Origin of the sequence: Avibacterium sp. 21-594 (assembly GCF_026226815.1) — a bacterium.
In the GTDB taxonomy this organism is placed as follows: Bacteria; Pseudomonadota; Gammaproteobacteria; order Enterobacterales; family Pasteurellaceae; genus Avibacterium; species Avibacterium avium.
The window spans coordinates 2278394-2303603 of sequence record NZ_JAKKOC010000001.1 but is presented as its reverse complement, the minus strand read 5'-3'; the positions used below and the strand labels follow the sequence as shown (position 1 = coordinate 2303603).

The 25210-nt window shown below is 41.8% G+C and carries 19 protein-coding genes; 12 read left to right on the top strand and 7 right to left on the bottom strand.

Going from position 1 to position 25210, the window contains the following annotated elements:
• Positions 1-23: 23 nt before the first annotated feature.
• On the top strand, positions 24-932 hold the full coding sequence (gene fdhE, locus L5B76_RS11065) for a formate dehydrogenase accessory protein FdhE (RefSeq protein ID WP_265755465.1): 909 nt from the start codon (positions 24-26) through the stop codon (positions 930-932).
• A gap of 83 nt (positions 933-1015) precedes the next feature.
• Here fdhE and L5B76_RS11060 read toward each other — a convergent pair whose 3' ends face one another.
• The 5 genes from L5B76_RS11060 to proQ all read right to left on the bottom strand — a co-directional run bounded on the left by L5B76_RS11060 (position 1016) and on the right by proQ (position 6748).
• On the bottom strand, positions 1016-1651 hold the full coding sequence (locus tag L5B76_RS11060) for an MBL fold metallo-hydrolase (RefSeq protein WP_265755464.1): 636 nt from the start codon (positions 1649-1651) through the stop codon (positions 1016-1018).
• A 77-nt stretch (positions 1652-1728) separates the two neighbouring features.
• The gene (locus tag L5B76_RS11055; RefSeq protein ID WP_265755463.1) at positions 1729-2289 is read right to left on the bottom strand and encodes a YcbK family protein; all 561 of its coding nucleotides are present in this window, start codon (positions 2287-2289) and stop codon (positions 1729-1731) included.
• A gap of 92 nt (positions 2290-2381) precedes the next feature.
• Complete coding sequence (locus L5B76_RS11050; protein ID WP_265755462.1) at positions 2382-3896, bottom strand: L,D-transpeptidase family protein; 1515 nt, start codon at positions 3894-3896, stop codon at positions 2382-2384.
• 151 nt (positions 3897-4047) lie between these two features.
• Positions 4048-6105, bottom strand: coding sequence for a carboxy terminal-processing peptidase (prc, locus tag L5B76_RS11045; RefSeq protein WP_265755461.1), 2058 nt, complete (start codon positions 6103-6105; stop codon positions 4048-4050).
• A 37-nt stretch (positions 6106-6142) separates the two neighbouring features.
• Positions 6143-6748 (bottom strand): RNA chaperone ProQ, encoded by a 606-nt coding sequence (gene proQ / locus L5B76_RS11040; protein ID WP_265755460.1) that lies wholly within the window; start codon positions 6746-6748, stop codon positions 6143-6145.
• A gap of 568 nt (positions 6749-7316) precedes the next feature.
• Here proQ and L5B76_RS11035 point away from each other — a divergent pair.
• The 9 genes from L5B76_RS11035 to L5B76_RS10995 all read left to right on the top strand — a co-directional run bounded on the left by L5B76_RS11035 (position 7317) and on the right by L5B76_RS10995 (position 21523).
• Positions 7317-8591: a paraquat-inducible protein A gene (locus L5B76_RS11035; RefSeq protein ID WP_265755459.1), complete on the top strand. Its 1275-nt coding sequence runs from the start codon at positions 7317-7319 to the stop codon at positions 8589-8591.
• Positions 8554-11199 (top strand): PqiB family protein, encoded by a 2646-nt coding sequence (locus L5B76_RS11030; RefSeq protein WP_265755458.1) that lies wholly within the window; start codon positions 8554-8556, stop codon positions 11197-11199. Before L5B76_RS11035 ends, L5B76_RS11030 begins: the two co-directional genes overlap by 38 nt.
• 107 nt (positions 11200-11306) lie before the next feature.
• A complete protein-coding gene (parE, locus tag L5B76_RS11025) occupies positions 11307-13208 on the top strand; it encodes a DNA topoisomerase IV subunit B (RefSeq protein ID WP_265755457.1) in 1902 nt (633 codons plus the stop codon).
• A 30-nt stretch (positions 13209-13238) separates the two neighbouring features.
• On the top strand, positions 13239-14402 hold the full coding sequence (gene nirK / locus L5B76_RS11020) for a copper-containing nitrite reductase (protein WP_265755456.1): 1164 nt from the start codon (positions 13239-13241) through the stop codon (positions 14400-14402).
• Between the two features lie 59 nt (positions 14403-14461).
• Positions 14462-16711 carry a DNA topoisomerase IV subunit A gene (parC, locus tag L5B76_RS11015; protein WP_265755455.1) on the top strand — a complete coding sequence of 750 codons (2250 nt, stop codon included), beginning with the start codon at positions 14462-14464 and terminating at the stop codon, positions 16709-16711.
• Between the two features lie 170 nt (positions 16712-16881).
• The gene (gene cdd, locus L5B76_RS11010) at positions 16882-17787 is read left to right on the top strand and encodes a cytidine deaminase (RefSeq protein ID WP_103853001.1); all 906 of its coding nucleotides are present in this window, start codon (positions 16882-16884) and stop codon (positions 17785-17787) included.
• A gap of 119 nt (positions 17788-17906) precedes the next feature.
• Positions 17907-19451, top strand: coding sequence for a YjjI family glycine radical enzyme (locus L5B76_RS11005; RefSeq protein WP_265755454.1), 1545 nt, complete (start codon positions 17907-17909; stop codon positions 19449-19451).
• The gene (locus L5B76_RS11000) at positions 19451-20248 is read left to right on the top strand and encodes a 4Fe-4S cluster-binding domain-containing protein (protein WP_265755453.1); all 798 of its coding nucleotides are present in this window, start codon (positions 19451-19453) and stop codon (positions 20246-20248) included. Before L5B76_RS11005 ends, L5B76_RS11000 begins: the two co-directional genes overlap by 1 nt.
• 24 nt (positions 20249-20272) lie before the next feature.
• Positions 20273-21523, top strand: a complete 1251-nt coding sequence (locus L5B76_RS10995; protein WP_103853004.1) for a NupC/NupG family nucleoside CNT transporter — start codon at positions 20273-20275, stop codon at positions 21521-21523.
• A 92-nt stretch (positions 21524-21615) separates the two neighbouring features.
• Here L5B76_RS10995 and L5B76_RS10990 read toward each other — a convergent pair whose 3' ends face one another.
• On the bottom strand, positions 21616-22338 hold the full coding sequence (locus L5B76_RS10990) for a YwiC-like family protein (RefSeq protein WP_265755452.1): 723 nt from the start codon (positions 22336-22338) through the stop codon (positions 21616-21618).
• A gap of 105 nt (positions 22339-22443) precedes the next feature.
• Here L5B76_RS10990 and L5B76_RS10985 point away from each other — a divergent pair, with 105 nt between their 5' ends.
• The gene (locus L5B76_RS10985; protein WP_265755451.1) at positions 22444-22794 is read left to right on the top strand and encodes a RidA family protein; all 351 of its coding nucleotides are present in this window, start codon (positions 22444-22446) and stop codon (positions 22792-22794) included.
• Here the strand turns inward: L5B76_RS10985 and L5B76_RS10980 are convergent.
• Positions 22778-23668 (bottom strand): endonuclease/exonuclease/phosphatase family protein, encoded by an 891-nt coding sequence (locus L5B76_RS10980; protein WP_265755450.1) that lies wholly within the window; start codon positions 23666-23668, stop codon positions 22778-22780. The two genes, L5B76_RS10985 and L5B76_RS10980, sit on opposite strands and share 17 nt — an antisense overlap.
• Positions 23669-23830: 162 nt before the next feature.
• Here L5B76_RS10980 and L5B76_RS10975 point away from each other — a divergent pair, with 162 nt between their 5' ends.
• The gene (locus L5B76_RS10975; RefSeq protein ID WP_265755449.1) at positions 23831-25153 is read left to right on the top strand and encodes a cation:proton antiporter; all 1323 of its coding nucleotides are present in this window, start codon (positions 23831-23833) and stop codon (positions 25151-25153) included.
• The last annotated feature ends 57 nt before the right edge of the window (positions 25154-25210 follow it).

Genomic DNA, 25210 nt, shown 5'->3' with positions numbered 1-25210 from the left:
TTGATGAACGTTAATGAAAAATTATGAGTATAAAAATCCTACCAAAAGATGAAATTGTACAAGCTGCCAGCTCTTTTCATCACCCTATTCTTTTATTTTCCAACCCGAAAAATCTTTACCAACGCCGCGCCGAACGCCTACGTTCTTTAGCGCAAAATCACCCAATGGCAGATTACCTTAACTTTGCCGCCAATATTGTTGATTGCCAGCTCGCACTACTGAATGAACAACCTGTTACGCAAGAAATTGAAATCAGCACGGAAACCAGCGCTCCCCTTGACATCACAAAATGGCAGCGCGATCCCCAATGGCGAGATTTGCTGCGCGCCTTACTCAATAAAATGAAAAATAACGGCAATGAAAGCGTACAAGCCACCATTGAGAATTTAGAAAAAGCTTCTGACAGCGAGCTTGAGCAATTTGCCGATAAACTGCTTGCGCAACAATTTTCTGAAGTCAGCAGCGACAAAGCCTTATTTATTTGGGCGGCACTTTCCCTTTATTGGATTCAGCTTGCTCAACAATTACCGCAAAATAGTAAAATGGAAAGCGGTGAACACCTTCATCTTTGCCCTGTTTGCAGCGCGCCGCCGACAGCCAGCGTAGTCCATTTTGGCTCAGAACAGGGCTTGCGTTATGTGCATTGCTCTCTTTGCGAAAGTGAATGGAATGTGGTGCGTAGCAAATGTACCAACTGCAATCACACAGGGAAATTGGATTATTGGTCAATCGACAGTGAATCGGCACCTGTGAAAGCCGAAAGCTGCGGCGATTGCCATAGCTATCTGAAAATGATGTATCAAGAAAAAGATCCTTATGTGGAAGCCATTGCCGATGATCTGGCAAGCATCTATCTTGATATTGAAATGGAAGAAAAAGGCCTTGCGCGCAGTGGTTTAAATCCGTTTATGTTTCCAAATGAAGGGGAATAAAGAAAATAAGTGCGGTCTATTTTCCGTGATTTTTTAACTAAAAAACAAGCTGGAATCTTTACCAGCTCGTTTTTATTTTCCCCTTATAAATTGGCTAAGAAAGGATTGCTTTTCTTTTCCTGTCCAATGGTAGTATAAGCACCGTGTCCTGGGATAATCACCATTTCATCGGGAAGTGGATATAATTTCTGTTTAATCGTATCTAATAATGTTTGATGATCGCCACCCGGTAAATCTGTTCTTCCTACTGAATTTTGGAACAATACATCACCAGTAAAGGCTACATTTTTAGTCTTTTCAATAAAACCAATATGGCCTGGGCTATGTCCTGGAAGATGTAACACATCAAAGGTAAAATCACCCACTTCAATCACATCACCTTCATTAAGCCAACGATCAGGTAAAAATGCCTTTAATTCAAATAGCAATCCAAAGCGCTCTGCCTGCTGCGGAAGCCCTTCAAACCAATATTTATCCGCTTCCTGTGCGCCCAAAATCTCAACACCAAAATGATGCTTTAATTTTTCCGCGGCCCCAATATGATCCAAATGTCCGTGGGTAAGTAAAATTAACTTTAAATTTAAGCCTAGCTCTTCAATGCGCTTAATTAATTTCTCTGCTTCACCACCCGGATCAATAATTGCTGCATTTTTCTCATTATCCCAAATTAATGAGCAATTTTGTTGAAAAGGGGTAACAGGGATAATTTCAATATTCATTTTATTTCCTTTTATATATGCTGTTTAAAACAATAAAACCGCAATCACTTGCGGTTTTATGATGATTAGAATAATGATTAGCTACCACGCCAAGTACGCACTGGGCCTGTATCAATATGAATAAAATTACTTCTTGGATAATAACCCACACCACCGTTATTTAAACTTTCAGCAGCACGTTTTACTCTAGCAAGGGGTACGCCATCAATACGGAAATCAATGGCTTGACCACGCATATGGTAGCTGTTACTCGCTACACCACGACTTTTACGATGCATTGCCGCATTGCTTGTCGGGGAGCGGTAACCACAGATAATTTGAATTTCAGTATTGCGTAAACCTAAATTTTTTTGAATTTGATAAAATTTATGGAAAAGTCTTGGATCCATTTTATGCACTTTATTATTACGTTTATCGCGTAATAAATAATCCAACTTCTTTAAGTTGCTGGCCGAAAATCCGCGTGCAATGTTAAATTCGCCACTAAATGTATCGCCAGTGTTAATATTTCTAAAACGCAAAAGACCTGGCTTTGGCGTTGAAAGTGCAGCTAAGACGGCATTCGGTAAAAGTGAAACCCCTAAGGCAATTCCACCTAAAGATAGCCATTTTCTACGATTTTTATCAATTCCAGTCATACACATTACTTACTTTAAATTTATCATCTTTTATTCTGACTAAATAATATTGAATTAGTTCAATAAAATTTAGTCAAAAGATGAAATTCCCCTTACATAATATATTTTCTTACTGCATTCCAGTTTATATAGCTAAGATTTGGCATGGAATCATAGCCATAAATATCAGGCAACGTATAAGTTTTACCGCCATCAATCCAAGCCGTTACATAATATAAATAAACTGGATTACTTGAACGAATATTGGCTGAAGTCGTTTTCTTACTACTTAATACTTTACGTTTTCTGTCTTCTGACCAACCTGCCTCTTTCAATAAAATTGTCGCTAACTGATCAGATTGTTGTACACGAATACAACCAGAACTTAACGCACGATCTTTTTTGCCAAATAAGCTGTGGTTTGGTGTATCGTGCAAATAAATTGCATCACTACTTGGCATATTAAATTTATAATTCCCTAATGCACTATCCCCTGGCGCTTGACGGATACGATAAGGGAATTTACTTCCAATCGCTGCCCAGTTAATGGAATGTGGATCAATCGTGCGTCCTGAACCATCGGTAATGGTATAACCATGACGTGCAACATAGCCTGGATCACGTTTAATTTTCGGCACTAAATCTTCATTAATTAAACGTGTTGTCGGTGTCCAAGGTGGGTTAATTACAACATTACTCAATTTGCTATACATCACAGGGGTTTTACGTGCTTGTTTACCAACAATAACCCTAGAATTTAATACCACCTTGCCATCGCGATAATAATTAAGCTGATAACTTGGGATATTTACGAAAATACCATTAGTAAATTCAGGCAAAATTCTCAATCGCTGTGTATTAATGGCTAATTTATAAATCTGCTTCCGATCAGCATTACCTGATACTATTAACGCTTCTAATTGATGTAAGGTTTGGCGATATAGATGGTTTTTGCCAGAAAGTTGGCTAATAAAAGCAGAATTTTGATTATTTTTCACCGCACTTAACCAAGCTTGGATATCTTGTTCTTTCGGTTCACTTGCTTTATAACTATTTGAGCTATAAAACCAGCGCTGTGCAAAATTTAACGCATTTTTACTGTAAAAAAGGTAATCTAAGAAAGCGTCAGTTAATAAAATATCATGCACTAAAGGATCTTGGTTCTCACTTTTATAAATACGATCTAAATTCTGTGCTGATTGACGTGAAACACCACTTGCCACTAATGCTGCATAATCACGCAAAAACTGCTTTTCTGCCTTTTTATCTTCCCATAATAAAACATAATCATTTTGCGTATAAATTTTCGCTACGGCAGACTTAAACTGTAACGGCTGTGTGCCAATAATATCTGTCAAACGTTGTTCAGAACGCTCTTGTTGCTCTGCGTTAAGACGCTCATCTTCTGCTTTACGCTCAGCAACTAATTTATCCGCAATGGCTTGTTTTTCAAGAAGCAATTGTTCATTGGTTAATTTCACCTTTTTAACGACACTGGATTGTGTCATTGGTGTTGCAGAAACCACTGGCGCTGCTTGTGTTTGTGCCGCAAGCACCGTTCCAACATAAGCATAAGACGTCAATAAAGTTGCTACTTTGGCTAACTTAAATGAAGTCGTTTTTAACATATTTGAGTCCTTAAATTGAAAGTTTATTATTGTAATTAGCTAAACTTATGTGGCAATCATACCACGCTGAATATTAGGCAATAAAATTCAATCCTAACAATAATATAACCGCACTTTTATGCTTAATGACATCAAAGTGCGGTAAAATTTTTTACGGTTTTTCTACCCTTTTTGCCGCGTCACCATTTGCCTTTTCAGCATAGAAAGAAACAAGATCAGCAGCCATATACTCCGCTTCTTTCAAAGCAAAATCAGGTGCTTCGTAATCTTTCGGCAAATCATCTAAATTTTTGATTGGCTTTTTACCTTCACGTTTAAAACGTTCATTGAGATCTTTTAACCGTTTAGCATCATCTTTATCATTTTCTGCTTTTCGCTTTTCATAATTCAATGATAAGAATTTACGCTCACGGCGCTCTTCAAGGGTTTTCAGATTCTCATTTAATACGATGAACTCAGGATCTTTCGCCATTCTAGCAATATGTGCAGGTTCTAGTTTGGCAACCGCTTCCCTTGCTTTTCCTTGCTCAGAATAACTTGCAGGGGGAATTTTATCCCAAGGTAAAGCATTGTCTTCTTTTTCTTCACCATATTCTTTCATATCAATTAAAGAAGGAAAAGTAATATCTGGCTTAACCCCTTTTAACTGAGTGCTTCCGCCATTAATACGATAAAACTTCTGAATAGTATATTGAATCAAGCCAAGCGGATTATCACTGAGATCGTACACAAAATTCAGTGAATTACTACGCTGAACCGTACCTTTACCAAAGCTATTTTGCCCAATCACAATTCCTCGATTGTAATCCTGAACCGCTGCGGCAAAAATTTCAGAAGCAGAAGCACTGAATCGGTCAATCATCACCAATAATGGGCCTTTATAAACTTGTTCCATATCAGGATCTTCGTGGATACGAATGCGCTGATAGGCATCGCGCACTTGAACAACAGGACCATCACTAATAAATAAGCCACTTAGCTCAACAGCCTCGCCTAATGCGCCACCGCCATTTTCACGCAAATCAATAATCACCCCCTGTGCTTTTTTACTTTCCATTTCTTTCAAGAGTTTTCTTACATCATCTGTTAAGCCAATGTAAAAGCTAGGAATTTTGATCACTGCAATTTGTTTGCCGTCCACTTTTTCTACGGTAAGTTTAGCCGCCTGATCTTCTAAGCGAACACGATCTCGAATTAAGGTAACAATGCGATTTTTACCGCCTTTTTCTGGCTCAATTTCTAACCGCACTTTTGTACCTTTTTTGCCTTTGATCTTGTCAATAACGTCATCTAAACGCCAACCGACCACATCAACAATCGGGCCTTTCGCTTGACCAACACCAACGATTTTATCACCCGCTTTAATGCGTTTACTACGATCTGCTGGTGCGCCTTTTACCAAAGACTTAACCACCGTTTCACCAGTTTCTTCTGATTGTAATGTCGCCCCAATGCCTTCTAAGGAAAGGTTCATACTCTCATTGAAACTTTTCGCTGTTCTTGGCGCAAGGTAGCTGGTATGCGGATCAATTTCACGCGCAAGTGCATTAAGATAAGCCTGAGTCACATCTTCTGCTTTAGTTTGAGTTAAGCGGCGAATAGCTAAGTTATAACGCTTAATTAACGTTTTTTTAATTTCTGGCCATTTTTTATCTTTTAACTTCAAACCGATCACATCGTTCTTAACGCGTTGTTCCCACAACTTATTGAGTTCGGCTTCAGTTTTAGGCCAAGGCGCTTTTTCACGGTCAATCTCAATTTGATCATCTTGGCTTAAATTCGGCTCTTTATCTAATAATGAAAGTGCATATTTATAACGTTCATAACGTCTTTTCATCATTTCATCATACATATCAAAAGCAATATCTAACTTGCCTTCATTGAGCTCTTCACCAATTTTACTTGCATACTTTTCGCGCATTTGTGCAACATCTGAAGCCAAAAAGGTATTACGAGAATAATCTAAACTTCTTAGATAACGATCAAAGATTTTTTGCGAAAATTCATTATCCAGTTGAAATTTCTGATAGTGAGAATTAGTTAAACGTGCCGTTACACGCTTAGTCGCTAACTGATGGTTTTCATTGTATGAGGGCAATACAATATCAGCACTTTTCAGTGTCGGCGCAACGGCCAAACTTAGCTGACTAGATAAAAATAAAGCGCCAAGCACTAAGGCTAACTTGCTCTTGCTTTGATAAAATTTCATTCAACTTTCCTAATTAAAGCAAAACTGGCGTGTAAAACTAAACAAATAAACGGTCAGCAGTTACCGCAATGGTTAAACCATTTTCTAACTGAACACGCACATTGTCTTTTACTACTTCAAGCACAACAGCAGTTTTTGCACTATTGCCTGCTTTTACCTTAACTTTTGTTCCAGCTTGTAATGTTGCTAAATCAACAGCAACAAGATTAGGTTTATTTTGTGGTTTTTTCGCTACAAATTTCTTCGCATTTGGACGCGCAGGCTTTTTATTCACTTTCGGGTTTGCCGCACGCTCTGCTGCACGTTTTTCTGCCACTTTCGCTTTGCTTTCAGCTAATTTCTGTGCAGCGTGCTCTGCGTGTTCTTTCTCTAATACGCCTGCTGGATTGCCTTGTAAATCAACGCGCTCAGCCCCTTCTTTACAAGCGTATAAATAACGCCAGCCTGCTGTATATAATCGCAGAGCTTGACGCAATTGGGTTTTACTTACTTTTTCATCATCTGCAAGGGCTTCGGCTAAATCTTGGAAAATCCCGACTTTTAACGGTTTTGCCTCACCCTCAAGGAAAAAACAGCGCGGAAACTTTTCCGCTAAATAAGCGATAATTTCTTTATTATTGGTTAATTTCTGAACTTCTGTCATTGTGTAATCTCACATACCATTAATTTTAAATAGAAAAACGTTGCACATTTTAGCTTAAATTGGCAAGAAATGGCAATTTTTTGATCGGGTTTATACGGGAGTTACTGTTGAGATATGTGAAAATCTGTATAAATCAGCATTCGATAGAATAACTTATAATGAAAAAGCCTGCATCGCAGGCTTTAAAAAATAAAACTTTGTGTTTTGTTAAATTAGTGTTTTGTTAAATAAGTTGCAGTTAAGGCGACAACTAAACCAATTAAGGCAAAAACAACAAGTCCAAATGTCATTTCCATTATTTTTCTCCCTTTGCTTTTTCTCTGAACAAACGCCCACCAACTAAAAAGAGATAGATCGCTCCGCTAAGTAAAAGTGTATTTAGGCATTTTATCGTAATAGCAATGTTGTCAGGTTAATGTCCACCACAAATTTTGTCAATCAAACAAAGTGCGGTACTTTTTGTGATAAATTTTCCGTAAAAAACCACCGCACTTTGAAAAGCACGCAAATCCATATAAAATAGCGCTTTTGAATTTCTTTTAGAGAAAAATTAGCAGAACTTTACGCGATGACAACACCGTTAAAAACGACACATTACGCCAAACAGCATATTGCCCGTTGCACCCATTGCGATGCCACGGTGTCTGTGCCAACGTTGGAGGCGAACCAATACGCGGAATGTCCTCGCTGTGATGAGGTGCTGTGTTCAGGCAGCCGTTGGAGTTTACATCGCTGCGCGATGATAGCCCTATCCATTTTAATTTTGATGCCTTTTGCCTTGAATTATCCTTTATTAAGCATTGACTTATTGGGCACGCGGGTGGACGCTTCGGTTTGGCAAGGGGTGTGGAAAATGGCAACGGAAGGCTATCCTTATACGGCATTTCTCATTTTTCTCTGTGCTGTGTTTATGCCTATTTCCTTTGCAATTTTGGTGATTTTACTCCGTCTTTCACAACTGCTTGGCATTAAACCGCGTAATATCTTGCTCGCGCTGGGGTATATTAAACCTTGGGTAATGTTTGATGTGTATTTGGTCGCACTGGGCGTAACAATGTTTAAGGTGCGAGAATACGCCACCCTTAGCCTTGATGTTTATTTAATTGCCTTTATTTTCACCGCACTTTTAACCACGCTTCTATTTATTAAGCTCAATCTGAATGCGCTGTGGAATGATTTTTATCCACAAGATAGACTTTTGGCTGAAATGCCTGATGAACCGCCTTGTGTCTGTTTGGAGTGCCATTACACGTTTACCGAGCCTTATCAAGACAGCAAACATCGAACGCGTTGTCCACGCTGTTTAACGCTCTTAGAAGTGCGAGTAAACATTAAACTACAACGCACTTGGGCAACCTTGATTGCGGGCATTATTATGCTTTTCCCTGCTAATTTACTACCGATGTCGGTGGTTTATGTCAATGGCGCGCCGAGCGCCGATACCCTGATGTCTGGCGTGATTACCTTTGTTGAAATGGGCAGTTATTTCGTGGCATTTGTGGTATTTACCGCCAGTATTTTTATTCCTATTAGCAAAATTTTTATTTTGCTTTATTTATTAATTTGTGTACATTTCAACCTTCGCCAATCCATAAAATGGCAAATGCGCTTATTCCATATTGTGCATTTTGTCGGTCGTTGGTCGATGTTAGATTTGTTCGTACTCGCATTGATGATGTCCTTGGTTGCACGCGGACAAATCATCAATTTTTCCGTAGGCCCTGCTGCCTTTTATTTTGGGGCTGCAGTGTTCTTAACTATGATTTCAGCTTCGCAATTCGACAGTCGTTTACTTTGGAAAATTTATGACAGACAACAACAAAACGCCGTCCATTCAGGATAATTACAACGCGGTAAAAGCCGCTATTCATAAAAACAAACGGATTTCACCATTTTGGTTGTTACCCTTTGTTGCCTTATGTATTGGTGCGATTTTGTTCTTTCAAATTGTGCAAGAACAAGGCATTAGCATTAAAATCACCTTTGATAATGGTGATGGTTTAGTGGCAGGGAAAACGCAAATTCGTTACCAAGGCTTGCAAATTGGTGTGGTGAAAAAAGTAAATTTCACTGACGACCTGAAAAAAGTGGAAGTGGAAGCCAGTATTTATCCTGAAGCCAAAACCGTGTTGCGTGAAAACACCAAGTTTTGGCTCGTTCGTCCAAGTGCTTCACTAGCAGGGATTTCTGGCATTGATGCGCTGGTTTCGGGCAACTACATCACCCTGCAACCAGGGGATGGTGAGTCGCAAGATGAATTTATTGCAGAAGATGAAGGCCCAATTGCTCAAGTTACTGAAGGTGATTTGCTCATTCATTTACTTGCCGATGATCTAGGTTCGATCTCTATCGGCGCGTCTGTCTATTTCAAAAAAATGCCTGTTGGGAAAATTTATGATTACCGCTTCACCAAAGATCAGAAGAAAATTGAAATTGATGTGGTGATCGATAAGCCTTATACCCAATTCGTAAAAAAAGACAGCCATTTCTGGAACATTAGCGGTATTAACGCCAGTGTTGGGCTTTCTGGTATTAATGTGCAAATGGATAGCCTAAATTCCGTGGTACAAGGCGCTGTGGCATTTGATTCACCGCAAAATAGTCCAAAGGCGGAAAGCAACGAACGCTATCGTTTATATGCTAATTTACAGGCGGCCAAACGCGGTATTGAAATCAATGTTACCGTGCCGAATATTGCGGGATTACGCGCAGGCAAAACTGCGGTGTATTCACAAGATGCACAAATTGGTTTGCTTTCAGAATTAAGTGCGGTAGAAAATAATGAAGAAATTTTGCAAGGCAAATTACTCATTGATCCAAGCGCTGAAAATCTGTTTAAAACCAACACTGAAATCGTGCTACGCAACACAAAATTTAATTTGAGCGAACTGAGCGACACGCAAAAATTATTGCGTGGCGAATATTTTGATGTCATCAGCGGCGCGGGCGAAAAACAAACTGAATTTAGCGTAATTAAAGAAAATGAACTGTTGCTCAAACAGCCTGATACCTTAGTTTTAACCTTAACCGCGCCTGAAACTTATAACATCAGCGAAGGGCAGCAAATTTACTACAATAATTTCCCTATTGGTGAAATTGTAAATCAGCGGATCGAACAAGAATCTGTGCGTTTTAAAGTGGCGATTGCTGGGCAATATCGTCATTTAATTCACCCTGATACACTCTTTATTGCTGCGTCAAACTTTGAAGTGAGCATCGGCACTGACGGCGTGAAAATGCAAGCGGCAAGCCCTGAAAAATGGCTACAAGGTGGCATTCGCATTGTGGCGGGTCATCAATCGGGTAAATTGCCTGAAAGCTTCCCGTTATACAGTGATCTCAGTAATGCTGAAGCAGGGATCGTGAGTAATAATCTCACCCCAACCATCACCTTAACCACTTCACAGCTACCAAGCATTGATAAAGGTTCTCTGGTACTTTATCGCCAATATGAAGTGGGCAAAATTCTGGCTATCCGCCCGAAAAAAGATCATTTTGACGTGGACGTATTTATCTATCCGAAACATCGCGATTTGCTCACCAGCAAAAGTCTGTTCTGGGTGGAAAGTGCCGCACAGGTGGACATCACACCGAAAGGCATTAGCATTCAAGCCGCACCTATTGCTCGCACCTTAAAAGGCGCAATTAGTTTTGATAACAGTGGCTCAGGTAACAAAATTCTTTACCCAAATGAAATGCGAGCCAAATCTGCAGGACAAGTGATTAAGCTCACCGCCGCAGATGCTACCAATTTAAGTAAAGGAATGCCATTGCGTTATATGGGCTTAAATATTGGCGAAGTGGATAGCATTGAACTTTCCGCCGATCGCAAAATTATCGCCACGGCGTTAATTAACCCAAAATATATGGCAATCATTGCCAAAGAAAACAGCAAATTCCGCCTGATTTCACCGCAAATTTCCGCAGGTGGTATTGAGAATTTAGATAGCCTTTTACAACCTTATATTGATGTGGAAGCTGGCAGTGGCAAAGCGCGCAGTCAATTCCGCCTTGCGCAATCTGTGCCAACCACCAACAAATATGGCGATGGTTTCCCACTCATTTTAGAAACCAAAAACGCAATGAATATCACAGTGGGATCACCTGTGTTGTACCGTGGTGTTGAAGTGGGGACAATTCGCAATTTAGAGCTTAACAGCCTTGGCGACCGCGTGTTAGTGCATATTGTGATTGCCAATAAACACAAAGCCCTTGTGCGCCAAAATTCAGAATTCTGGATCTCATCAGGTTATGGAATGGAGCTTGGCTTCACTGGTTTATCCATTAACACAGGATCAATGCAGCAACTGTTAAAAGGCGGCATCGCCTTCTCAACGCCGTCTGGCTCGGTGGTGCAACCGCAAGCAAAAGCCAACCAGCGTTTCTTGTTGCAAGACAAACGCCCTAAAGAAGCCATAAACTGGAATTTAGGCATTTTAGGTAACGAATAAAATTTACAAAAAAACGACCGCACTTTAATTTCACCCACTGGTATTTTATACAGGTCGTTTTTTTGCTACACTTTCGCCAATTTTTGATTTGAAATTAGGTTTTCCCAATGACAACAAATTATTCCGCCAATGAAATTACCGTTTTAAAAGATCTTGAGCCAGTTCAGCTGCGCCCCGGTATGTACACCGATACCACTCGTCCAAACCATTTAGGGCAAGAAGTGATCGATAACAGCGTGGACGAAGCGCTAGCTGGCCACGCCACCAAAATTGAAGTCATTCTGCATAAAGATCAATCCCTTGAAGTGATTGATAACGGACGAGGAATGCCGGTGGATATTCACCCCACCGAGGGCATTTCAGGGGTGGAAGTGATTCTTACCAAATTGCACGCAGGGGGAAAATTCTCCAATAAAAACTATACGTTCTCTGGCGGTTTGCACGGCGTGGGGATTTCTGTGGTGAATGCGCTCTCTGAACGCGTGGATATTCAAATTAAGCGTAACGGACAAGTGTATAAAATCGCCTTTGAAAATGGGGCGAAAGTGCAAGAATTGGAAGTCATCGGCACTTGCGGCCGCCGTACTACTGGCACAACCGTGCATTTCAAACCAAACCCGAAATATTTCGACAGCCCTAATTTTTCCGTCAGCCGTTTACGCCATTTATTGCGTGCCAAAGCGGTGCTGTGTTCAGGCTTAGAAATTCGTTTTATTGATAAAATCAACAGCACAGAAGATGTTTGGCTCTATCAAGACGGCTTATCTGATTACTTAACAGAAAGCGTGGAGGGCTACACCACCTTGCCAGCCTCCCCTTTTGTGGGCAATTTTGAAACCGAAAAAGAAACCGCCAGCTGGGCATTAATTTGGTTGCCTGAAGGGGGCGATTTGCTCGGCGAAAGCTATGTGAATTTAATTCCCACTATCCAAGGGGGAACGCACGTTAATGGCTTACGCCAAGGCTTGCTCGATGCAATGCGTGAGTTTTGCGAATTCCGCAATTTACTACCGCGCGGCGTGAAACTTACCGCCGATGATATTTGGGATCGCTGTGCTTATGTACTTTCGATCAAAATGCAAGATCCACAATTTGCTGGGCAAACCAAAGAGCGTTTATCTTCCCGCCAAAGCGCGGTGTTCGTCAGCGGCGTGGTGAAAGATGCCTTTAGCTTATGGCTCAACCAAAACGTGCAAGAAGCCGAAGAACTGGCGAAAATGGCGATTAGCTCAGCAGAACGCCGTTTGCGTGCGGCGAAAAAAATCGTGCGTAAAAAACAAGTGAGCGGCCCTGCCCTGCCGGGGAAACTTGCCGATTGCAGCTCACAAGATTTAGCACTGACCGAATTATTCTTAGTCGAAGGGGATTCCGCAGGGGGATCGGCCAAACAAGCGCGCGACCGTGAATATCAAGCCATTTTGCCATTGCGCGGAAAAATTCTAAATACTTGGGAAGTGTCCGCCGATCAGGTGCTTGGCTCGCAAGAAGTCCACGACATTGCTGTGGCATTGGGGATCGATCCTGACAATAGCGATCTTTCCCAGTTGCGTTACGGCAAGGTTTGTATTCTTGCTGATGCGGATTCTGACGGTTTGCACATTGCCACCCTACTCTGCGCCCTATTCTTACGCCACTTCCCAAAACTGGTGGCGGAAGGACACGTTTATGTGGCAATGCCGCCGCTTTATCGTATCGACATTGGCAATGAAGTCTATTACGCCCTTGATGAAGGGGAAAAAGAAGGCATTTTAGATCGCCTAAAAAATAAAAAAGGCAAAATCAATGTGCAGCGCTTCAAAGGGTTAGGCGAAATGAACCCAAGCCAGTTGCGTGAAACCACAATGGATCCCAATACGCGCCGTTTGGTGCAGCTCACCTTTGATCAAGAAAATGAACAAAGTGAAACAGAAACCTTTGAATTAATGGATATGCTGTTGGCGAAAAAACGTTCTGAAGATCGCAAAATGTGGTTACAAGCCAAAGGCGACCAAGTGGATTTGAGCGTATAAGCTCACCACCAAATAAGCAAGGAAACACCAATGAAAAAGACCTTTTTAGCCTTAATTTTCACCGCACTTTTAAGCGGCAATGTTATCGCCACAGAACAACATTCAACCAAGTCCAACGCGGTTGAAAATACGAATACGGCGGAAAATACTAATGTAACTGAAAATACCAATTTGTCTGAAAATAAAAGTGCGGTGCAAAATGTGAAAATTTCTGATCTTCCCGTGATTGAAGCAGAACTCACCACCGCGCCAAATGTGCCAGCGCCCATTACGCGCGATTATCCTGCTCGTGTAGTGGTAAAACTGGAAGCGCTGGAAAAAATTATGGAAATTATGCCAAAAGTGCAATTCAAATATTGGACATACAACGGTTCAACCCCTGCGCCGTTTATTCGTGTGCGCGAGGGGGATACGGTGGAAGTGCATTTATCCAACCCAATCAATTCCAAACTGCCGCACAGCATTGATTTCCACTCTTCCGCCGCCCCTGAAGGCACGGCACTGGCGAGCAACACCGCACCAGGGCATACCAGTATCTATCAGTTCAAAGTGCTATCACCGGGGCTTTATCTTTATCACTGCGCCGCAATGCCTGGTGCGCCGACTCACATCGGCAAGGGAATGTTCGGTTTAATGTTGGTTGAGCCAAAAGAAGGCTTACCGCCAGTGGATAAAGAATTTTATATTGTACAGAACGAATTTTATACCCAAGGGGAATTTGGCGAAGCAGGCTTGCAAGTTTTTAGTATGCAAAAAGCGAGCTATGAATTGCCTGACTATGTGGTCTTTAACGGCCATTATGGCTCAATGCTCGGTGATAATTCCTTAAAAGCCAAAGTGGGCGAGAAATTACGTTTTTATGTCGGCAATGCAGGGCCAAATAAGGTGTCCTCTTTCCATTTGATCGGCAAGCCTTTTGATACAGTGTATGTGGAAGGTGGTTCATTGCAAAATCACAATGTACAAACCACTTTAATTCCTGCTGGCGGCGCGATGATGGCTGAAACCACCATTCCTGTACCCGGCCCTTATCCTTTCGTGGATCATTCCATTTTCCGTACCGAAAAAGGCGCGAAAGGCGTGTTAATGGTAAGTGGGGAGGAAAATCCACAGATTTTCAGTGGAAAATTAAAAGATGAGCCTTACACCAAGCGCAATCCTGATGCGGACGTGTCCACAGGGTTTCAACATTAAAAATCGCGTAAAAAACCACCGCACTTTAATTTTAACGAATATAAGAGAAAAACAAATTTATGGCAGAAATTAATTACGAAGGCATTGAGCAAATGCCACTGCAAAACTTCACCGAAAGTGCCTATTTGAATTATTCAATGTATGTGATTATGGATCGTGCATTGCCCTTTATTGGTGATGGATTAAAACCCGTGCAGCGCCGTATCGTCTATGCAATGTCGGAATTAGGGCTCAATGCCACGGCGAAATATAAAAAATCGGCGCGTACCGTGGGGGACGTATTAGGTAAATTCCACCCGCACGGAGATACTGCTTGTTACGAAGCTATGGTGCTAATGGCGCAACCTTTCTCTTATCGTTATCCGCTTATTGATGGACAAGGAAACTGGGGGGCGCCTGATGATCCGAAATCCTTTGCGGCAATGCGTTATACGGAATCGCGTTTAGCCAAAATTTCAGAAATTTTGCTCAGTGAGCTTGGGCAAGGCACGGTGGAATTTCAGCCCAATTTTGACGGCACACTAGAAGAGCCAGAATATTTACCTGCCCGCCTACCGCATATTTTACTTAATGGCACAACGGGGATTGCCGTGGGAATGGCAACAGATATTCCCCCGCACAATCTCAATGAAGTAGCCGATGCGGCGGTAATGCTGTTGGATAACCCAAAAGCCAATTTAGATGATGTAATGAGTGTGCTGCAAGGGCCTGATTATCCAACGGAAGCAGAAATTATTTCGAGCAAAGAAGATATTCGTAAAATTTACGAGCAAGGGCGTGGCTCAATCAAAATGCGTGCGGTATGGAAAAAAGAAGATGGCGAAATCATCATTAGCGCACTGCCCCACCAAGCCTCGCCATCAAAAATCATCAGCCAAATCGCGGAACAAATGAATGCGAAAAAACTGCCGATGGTAGAAGATATTCGTGACGAAGCGGATCACAATAACCCAATCCGTATCGTGCTAGTGCCACGTTCCAACCGCGTGGATACCGATGCCCTAATGGCACATTTATTTGCTACCACGGATTTAGAAAAAAGCTATCGTGTGAATATGAATATGATTGGCTTGGACAACAAGCCAGCGGTAAAAAATCTGCTGCAAATTCTCACCGAATGGCTGACTTTCCGTCGCACCACGGTAACCAGACGCTTACAACATCGCTTAGATAAAGTGCTGAACCGACTGCATATTTTGCAAGGTTTGATGATTGCATTTCTAAATATTGATGAAGTGATCGCCATTATTCGTAACGAAGACAAACCAAAGCAGGAATTAATGGCACGCTTTAATTTAAGTGAGGAACAAGCCGAGGCCATTTTAAACTTGCGCTTACGCCAATTAGCCAAATTGGAAGAGCACGAACTGCAAGCGGAGCAAGATAAATTAGAACAAGAGCGGTTGAATTTAGAGCAAATTTTGGGATCTGAGCGCCGTTTAAATACGCTCATCAAAAAAGAAATTCAGCAAGATGCGAAAACCTTTGCTAGCCCTCGCCTTTCACCAATCGTAGAGCGTGCGGAAGCCAAAGCAATGGCTGAAAACGAAATGATCCCAGCAGAACCTGTTACCGTGATTTTATCGCAAATGGGCTGGGTGCGTTGTGCCAAAGGCCACGACATTGATCCGCAAGGGCTAAGCTACAAAGCAGGTGATGGCTATCTGGCGCACGCCTGCGGAAAAAGCAATCAGCCTGTGGTATTCCTTGATAGCACAGGACGCAGCTATGCGGTAGAACCGCTATCCTTGCCTTCCGCACGCTCACAAGGCGAACCACTCACTGGCAAACTTTCCTTACCAGCAGGGGCTACGGTTTCCCAAGTGTTAATGGAAAATGATGAGCAAAAATTATTAATGGCATCGGACGCAGGCTATGGATTTATTTGCCAATTTAGCGATTTAGTGGCGCGTAACAAAGCAGGTAAGGCCTTGATTTCCCTACCAGAAAACGCCCAAGTCTTGCCACCATTAAGTTTACAAGAAAATAAAAACTTGCTCGTGGCACTCACTTCTGCGGGCAGAATGTTGATTTTCCCAGTGCAAGATTTGCCTGAATTATCCAAAGGAAAAGGCAACAAAATCATTTCGATCCCCGCAGCGAACGCGAAAGATCGCAGCGAATTATTGGTTCGCTTATTGTTGATTTCCGAACAAGCGAACTTGGTATTCCATTCAGGCAAACGCAAAATCACCCTTAAAGCGGAAGATTTACAACGCTTCCGTGCTGAACGTGGACGCAAAGGCAGCCAGCTGCCAAGGGGCTTGCATAGTGGCGCAGAAATTGAAGTGATTGAGCCAAATCAATAAAACCTAAATATGCTTATAGGCGAATCATCAGGTTCGCCTATTTTTTCTCTTTTCTCTCGCTAAATTTTTGATATTGCTCACAAATTTTAACTTTAACGCAAGCTTTTTTATTTTTTCTGCTTTATGATGAAAAAAATGATCTCCGTATTATAGAGAGTAGAGAGGATAAAATGAGCCGTATTGAACAACATATTTCTCACCGTTTACAACACGCCTTAGCCCAATTAGAAAATCAAAATTTGGCACAAGATCTTTGGCATATTTTTGCCGAACAACATTTTCAAGGATTTCTACCGCACTTTGCCGTACAGCATTTATGCCAAAAACATCAATTAGATCCTAAAACCCTTTCTTTATTGTTGTTACCCGTGAGCGCAACCTATGCCAATCCAACCATCTCACAATTTAACGTGGGTGCGGTGGCCATTGGCGAAAGTGGCAATTTCTACTTTGGCGGAAATCAAGAATTCTGCGCCACCAATATTCAACAAACTATTCACGCAGAACAAAGTGCCATTTCTCATGCTTGGATGCGCAAAGAGAAAAAGCTCACCGACATCACGGTGAATTACACCCCGTGCGGCCATTGTCGTCAATTTATGAACGAATTAAATAGTGCAGACAGCTTGCATATTCATCTGCCGCATAGCCAAAACAATCTACTACATAGCTATTTGCCTGATGCTTTTGGCCCTGCAGATTTAGCCATTCCTTATCGTTTATTTGACGAAAAAACCAATGGTTTACAATTAACCACAAAAGATCCATTAATTCACACCGCACTTGAAGCCGCAAACCAATCCCACGCACCTTACACCCAAAGTTTCTGTGGGGTTGCGGTAGAATTACAAGATAAACAAGTTTTCCAAGGCAGCTACGCCGAAAACGCCGCCTTCAACCCAAGCCTCCCCGCCCTACAAGTGGCCATCAATTATCTTCTACTAAGCGGTAACGAAGTAGAAAACATCACCCGCGTAGTGATGGTAGAACACCCAGTAAAACTCTCCTACAAACAAATGGCCGAAGAATTATTAGGCTATTTAGGGGAAGTGAAGTTGGAGTATATTGCGGTTTAAAATAAGGCCATAAATATAGTTTCAATTTGCCTAAAATGTGATCTAAATCACAGCAAGATCGAGCTAACTTCGGTAGGATTGGGCTTCTTACCGATCTTTTATGAATAAAGGAGCAAACAATGAAAGCCTCACTACAAGATATTCTCGATGTGGTTAAAGCAAAAAATCTAACCTATCATCAAAAATTAATGAGCTTAGGCAATATTGCTGAGCGATTATTTAACCCCATTGATTTATTAGGTTACACCGAAGAAGAATGGGAATACATTCAAAATCATATGATTTGTGATTTATGTGAAGGCTATGCCATTTATCGTCCGCGTTATATTTTGCCTGACTATAATGTTTATATTCAAAAAGGCTGTAAATTCCTTGACTTGCCACCACCAAAAGATCTTGATGAAGCGCTAGATGGCTTGCTCATTCTCTATTCCCACGTTCCGTCCATTACCACTTATCCCGTTTATATTGGACGCTTAGATGAATTGCTCGATCCTTTCATTACTGACGAGAAGCAGGATTACATCAAAATTAAACGTTTCTTAAACCATATTGATAAAACCATTGCAGATTCTTTCTGTCACGCCAATATTGGCCCTTATGACACTAAAGCTGGGCGTTTAATTTTACAGGCGGTCATTGAGCTAGAAAACACCACGCCAAATATGACTATTCGCTATGATAAGCAAAAAACCTCGCGTGAATTTGCAGAACTTGCTGCTAAAGCCTGTTTATTGGTGTCAAAACCGTCTTTTGCCAATGATCCTTATTATATTGAAGATCTGGGAGAACAATATGGTATCGCCAGTTGTTACAATGCGCTGCCCGAATGTGGCGGTGCTTATACCCTCACTCGCTTAAGATTAGGTACTATCGGACGTGCTTGCTCAAATGTTGATGAAATGGTGAATGAATTATTGCCTAAAGTGGCAAAACTCGCCCTTTCCACAATGGATAAACGGCATAAATTTTTGATCGAAGAAAGCAATTTCTTTGAAAGCAGTTTCTTAGCGCAAGAAGAATTTATTAAACGTGAAAACTTTACCAGTATGATCGCCATTGTGGGATTAGCCGATGCGGTAAATCATCTTTTACAACAAGAAGGTATTAATGAAACCTTCGGACAAAGTCAACGTGGTGATGAGATCGCCACACTCATTATGGATAAATTGGAAGAAGTCAATAACGCGCACAAAGGGCTTTATGTGGAGCGTACCAATAACCGTTATTTACTACACGCGCAAGTGGGGGCGAGCAACCACGAAGAAGATAAGATGAATACACCAGCACACCGTATTCGCGTAGGTGAAGAACCGACATTATTAGCGCATCTAAAACAATCTGCCCCATTCCATAAATACTTCCCTTCTGGTACAGGGGATCTCTTTGCTTTCGATCAAACCTATACTGATCATTTAGATGCGGTAGTGGATATTATTGACGGCGCTTTTGCACAAGGCTATCGCTACATTACAACTTACCTGAAAAATACCGATCTCATTCGCGTAACAGGCTATTTAGTGAAGAAAAGCGAGGTTGAGCGTTATCGCAAAGGCGAAGCGGTATTACGCGATACCACTTGGTATGGCTCTGGCACAGACGATTGCGCCAATGTCTTTGATCGCCAATTGCGCGATGAAGAAAACGTAAGCGCCAATTCATAATGACTAAGCCAGCTCCGCTTTCTGAAATTTATGTTCCTCTACATCGGATTATTCCCTTTTCCAATGTAGAGGGACAAGGCAACCGCACCAGCATTTTTCTGCAAGGTTGTAAGCTAAACTGTCTTTATTGCCATAACCCAGAAACTATTCCAAGAAAAAATAGCGAAGCCAAATTGGTCAGCTTGCAATATTTGTATGAGCAGGTAATGAACGCCGTGCCGTTTATTCGCGGCATCACCGTTTCTGGCGGCGAACCCACCATTCATCATAAAAAATTAGTACCACTTTTCACCGCACTTCGTCAGCAGGGTCTAACTTGTTATCTTGATAGCAGCGGATTTTTTGATTATGACAGCACGCAATCCTTAATTGCCGTAACCGATAAATTTCTCTTTGATCTCAAAGGTGATGGCTTAGGCTTACAGACACTCTGTTTTGAACGCCGCAATCAGCAAGGCAAAGTGCCAACTCAAATTATCCCCACAACGCAGCATATCAAAACAGAAAACCTCACCCGAAATTGGCAGAATCTCGCTAAATTATTACCGCACAATAAGATTGAAGAAGTGCGGTTGGTTTTTATCAAAGATTTTTTTGACGCCTATCACTTAGTGGAAAAAGCGGCACAACTGCTACGAGATTATCCCGAGGTGTTATTCAAAATTATTCGAGTGCATAGCAAAGGGGCAAGAGATGAAACGGGTTTAACCCCTTTTATTCCCACTATGGAAGAAACTCAGGCACTGGCAGCATTTGCTAAACAATGCGGAATACAAAAAATTACCACAATTACCTAAATTCATTCATCAAGGAGCGTAACTATGGATCTCATTATCAGTATTGTCGGGGTTTTCGTCCTGCTTGGCATTGGCTTGCTGTTTTCCAACAACCGCAAAGCCATTAATTTCCGAACTATTTTTGGTGCCTTAGCCATTCAAATCGGCTTTGCTGCGCTGATTTTGTATGTACCCGCGGGAAGAAATGCCCTGCTTAGCACCGCTGAAGGCGTAAGCAAAGTGATAAATTATGGTAACGAAGGGATCGCCTTTCTTTTTGGTAACCTTGCCGATCCAAGCAATGTAGGCTTTATTTTTGCTTTCAAAGTCCTACCAATTATCGTCTTTTTCTCAGCCTTAATTTCCGTGCTGTATTACATCGGCGTAATGCAATGGGTAATTAAAATTATCGGCGGAGGCTTGCAAAAAGCACTAGGTACATCAAAGGCAGAATCAATGTCTGCGGCTGCCAATATTTTTGTTGGACAAACCGAAGCACCACTTGTGGTTAAGCCTTTTATTAGCCGAATGACCGAATCTGAATTATTTACTGTAATGGTAGGTGGAACGGCTTCCATCGCAGGTTCTGTATTAGCAGGCTATGCCGGTATGGGTGTGCCACTCACCTACTTAATCGCCGCGTCATTTATGGCGGCTCCCGCAGGCTTATTGTTCGCCAAATTGATGTATCCACAAACAGAAAAATTCAGCGATACCTTAGAAGAAAACGTCAAAACCGAAAAACCAAATAATATCGTTGAAGCGCTCGCCAACGGTGCGGCGTCAGGGGTCACGCTTGCCATCAATGTGGGCGGTATGTTGATCGCCTTTATCGCCTCTATCGCCTTATTAAATGGCTTAATCGGCGGAATCGGTGGCTGGTTTGGCTATGGCGATCTCACCTTACAGAGCCTACTCGGCTATTTATTCCAACCTATCGCGTTCATCATCGGCGTGCCTTGGCAAGATGCTGAAATTGCAGGACAAATGATCGGAATGAAATTAGCCGTAAATGAATTTGTCGGCTATTTAGAGTTCGCCCAATATTTACAACCTGACGCGGCTGTACAACTTAGCGATAAAACCAAAGCCATTATCACTTTTGCTTTATGTGGCTTCGCTAACTTCAGCGCGATTGCCGTACTCATTGGCGGAATTGGCAGTATGGCACCAACCCGCCGCTCCGACATCGCACGCCTCGGCTTAAAAGCCGTCATCGCCGGCACACTCGCCAACCTAATGAGCGCTACTATCGCAGGATTCTTCATTGATCTCAGTGGTGCGGCGTTGAGTTAATCAGTCAAAAATAAAGGCATAGCGGGAATATTCCTGCTATGCCATTGATAAAAAATTGAAAAAAAACACCGCTCTTTAATTTCTTCTCTTTCTTAAGAGGCCCAACTCCCCCACACCAACATCACAAAAAACAGCAAGGATACTGCCATTTCTGCCATTCCGACTTGTTTAACGGAAAGTTTGTATTTCGGGAGTAAGATTGCGCGGATAAATGGGGGGACGAAAGCGAAAGCTAATAAATATTGCTGGCATAAGGCGAAACCGAGAATGCAGAGTAAATGGAATGCGATGGACGCGTGCAGATAGCGTGGATTTTTGCGTTCACGCATTACGGATTTAACATACAGCGTTACGCCGACAAAAAATAAGCTTGGGTAGAGCGCAACCCAGTAGATTTTGTGATCGAATTGTGAATTAGCAAAATAATACGCAGCCATTCCTGCGGTGGCGAAAATGATAATGCCGGCAAAATCGTTCAGCAATGCGCGCTCATCTTTTTGTTTTACATAGTAAATATTCACTGCGACAAAAGGCAACATTGCTAGCAAGAAATATAAAATATGCCAGTTATGCCATAAGGCAGGCAAAGCGAAAAGTAAGCTGGCGGTAGCGTAAATCAGCGTCCATTTGCGATAAAGCTCAAGATTTCTGCCTTTGAATAAATTTAAAAAGGGATAAGTCATCAAATAAAGGGCGAACCACGCCAATAACAGAAATAAATGCTGCGTGATCGGTGTGGAAAGCAACATTCCGTATAAAAACGGCATCAGTGCCATCACGATAGCACCGTGTTGATTGGAAATAAGCAATTTCATAATAACGAATAAGTGCGGTGAAAAATTAACAAGAATTTTAGCTATTTTTGCGCATAATCGCTATAATCCTTGCGAATTATTTTTATTTCATATGAAGGGGAAACAATGACAACAATCCAACGTTTTCACGCCAATGAACGCCTTGCTGAAATGTGCGTTTATAATGGCGTGGCTTATTTGGCGGGACAAGTGCCAGAAAATACACAAGGCAATGCGTATGAGCAAACCAAGGAAGTGCTTGGTTTAATTGATAACTTACTGTCTGAAGCGGGATCAGATAAACGCAAAATCTTAAATGCACAAATTTTCTTGGCCGATATGCAAGATTATGCAGAGATGAACCGCGCTTGGGACGAGTGGGTTGATCGCCACAATCCGCCAAGCCGCGCGACCGTAGAGGCCAAACTTGCCGTGCCTGAGTGGAAAGTGGAGATCGTAATTACCGCTGCGGTGTAGCCAAAGTTAATTCCACCAGTAACGGATTATGATCAGAACTGGTGGTCTGCACCGTACGCGCAGATTTCACGCTAAAACCGCGCACAAATACCCAATCAAGCGGATTATCCAAAAAACGTAGCCTATCATCAGGCTGAAATGATAGGGTTGCCAAACCATAAAGTGCGGTGAGTTTTTTGATTAAATTTATCCGCTCTTTATTCCACGCATTGAAATCGCCCGCCAGAATAATTGGCCCCTGATGCTGTTCAATCAGCTTAAACATCGCTTCTAACTGCTGTTGATAATGACTTGGATTCAGCTCAAAATTCACCAAATGCAAATTAATTGTCAATAGCGATTGCCCATTGCTCAACGGAAACGCCATTGCATTGCCCACTTTAGGAATACGAATCCAAGGCTCAATGGAAGATCCTGCACAATAATATTGTGGTGCAAAACGGCTCATCAGTGCGACGCCTGATTGATTGCCCAAATAGGCAAAACTGCTGGTATAAAGTGCGGTGGAAAATTTGGAAAAATTTTGGGAAGAATGTTGTTCCGCCAACTTTTGCTGACTTGACACTTCTTGTAACAAAAGAAAATCTTGCCCTTGCGACAAGCTCGTTAATTGTTGTTGCCAACCTTGATCTTGCCCTTTGTGCATATTCCATACCAACAGGCGAAAATCCTGCTGTTCAATGGGTTTTACAGATTGTTGTGCATAAAAACAAGCCACGGTGTTGGCTAAAGCTTTACGCTCATAATGTAATGAACTTTCTGTGCGAAATTGAATTTTTGGAACAGGATAAATTTCTAGGCTATACCACAAATAGCCAACGCCCAGTAGAATTAATCCTAGTAGGACAATAAAAAAGGATTTTAGTTTACTCATTTTGATGTATTTTGAAATTTTGTGCTTTCTAAATAATAGCAGTTTACTTATACTACGCCAATTAATTTGGCTTGCGTTCCTTTCCCGTCTAAATCACCAAATGGAGCAAAACCAGCCACATTTCTTAGCAAAATTCTTTATTATTTTGATTAAGGCATTTCAATGAACGTTTATACCTATATTTGCTTTCTCTCAGCCATTTCCATTCTGATCGGCTTTGTTACGCAAAAAATTAACGACAAAATTCAATACACCATCGCCATTACCGCCACTTCAATGGTAGCCTCGCTCGTGTTATTGATAATGGGGCATTTCAATTTATTACACGTTGATTTACTCGCCAAAGGCGTAATGGAACAGATTGATTTTAAAAGTTTCTTGCTCAACGGGATTTTAGGTTTCCTACTTTTTGCCGGCGCGTTGGGGATAAAACTTCCCGTAATGAAAAGCCAAAAATGTGAAATCACCATTCTCGCCTTATTTTCTACCTTCGCTTCTACTTTCCTTATCGGTTCAACTTTTTATCTTTTAACTTATGCCCTAGGCTGGGAAGTAGATTTTATTTATTGTATGCTGTTCGGTGCCTTGATTTCCCCTACCGACCCTATCGCCGTGTTAGCCATCATCAAAAATCTAAAAGCGCCGAAAAAACTTTCGATGAAAGTGGAAGGGGAATCCTTATTTAATGACGGTGTGGGATTAGTGATTTTCACCACTATCTTTGCCGTAGCATTCGGCGGCAAACAGCCTACCTTGGCTGATGTAAGCGAACTTTTCTTGATGGAAGCAGGCGGCGGTTTGCTGTTTGGCTTGATACTCGGCTTAGTGGCGCATTTCCTGATCTCCGCTACCGATGACGGAAGTTTAGAAATTTTGCTCACGCTCACCATTCCAACCGCTGGCTTTATGGTAGCTAATTTGCTCGAAGTTTCAGGCGCATTGGCAATGGTAGTTTCGGGCATTATCATCGGCAACTGGACAAGACACACTGGCTTCTCCAAACAAAGCCAGCACTATTTAGATCATTTTTGGGAGATGATCGACCATTTCCTAAACTCTTTATTATTCCTACTCATCGGCGCGGCAATGTTGCTGGTAAACTTCACCTATCAAGGAATTATTTTAAGCCTACTCGCCATTCCACTTTGCCTAATCTGCCGTTATATCAGCGTGTGGACACCGTTTAAATTCTTAAGTATGAAAACCACTTACAATCCATACACCTTACGCATTCTCACTTGGGGCGGCTTGCGCGGCGGACTTTCACTCGCAATGGCGCTTTCCATTCCCGTAGGCAGCCTGTATATCCCGAAAATCGGTATGAACGTGCGTGATTTACTTTTGGTAATGACCTACGCCGTGGTAATGTTCTCCATTCTTATACAAGGCACCACCATTGAAACGATGGTGAGAAAATCCAAAGAAGCCACCTTGCAAGCAAGAGGATATGTGGGGTTAAAGCCAGAGCAGAAGGAAGAAACATAAACACAAATCAAGCTAAATCTGACCTGTATTTAAATAATAAAAACTGCACTGTTCTCT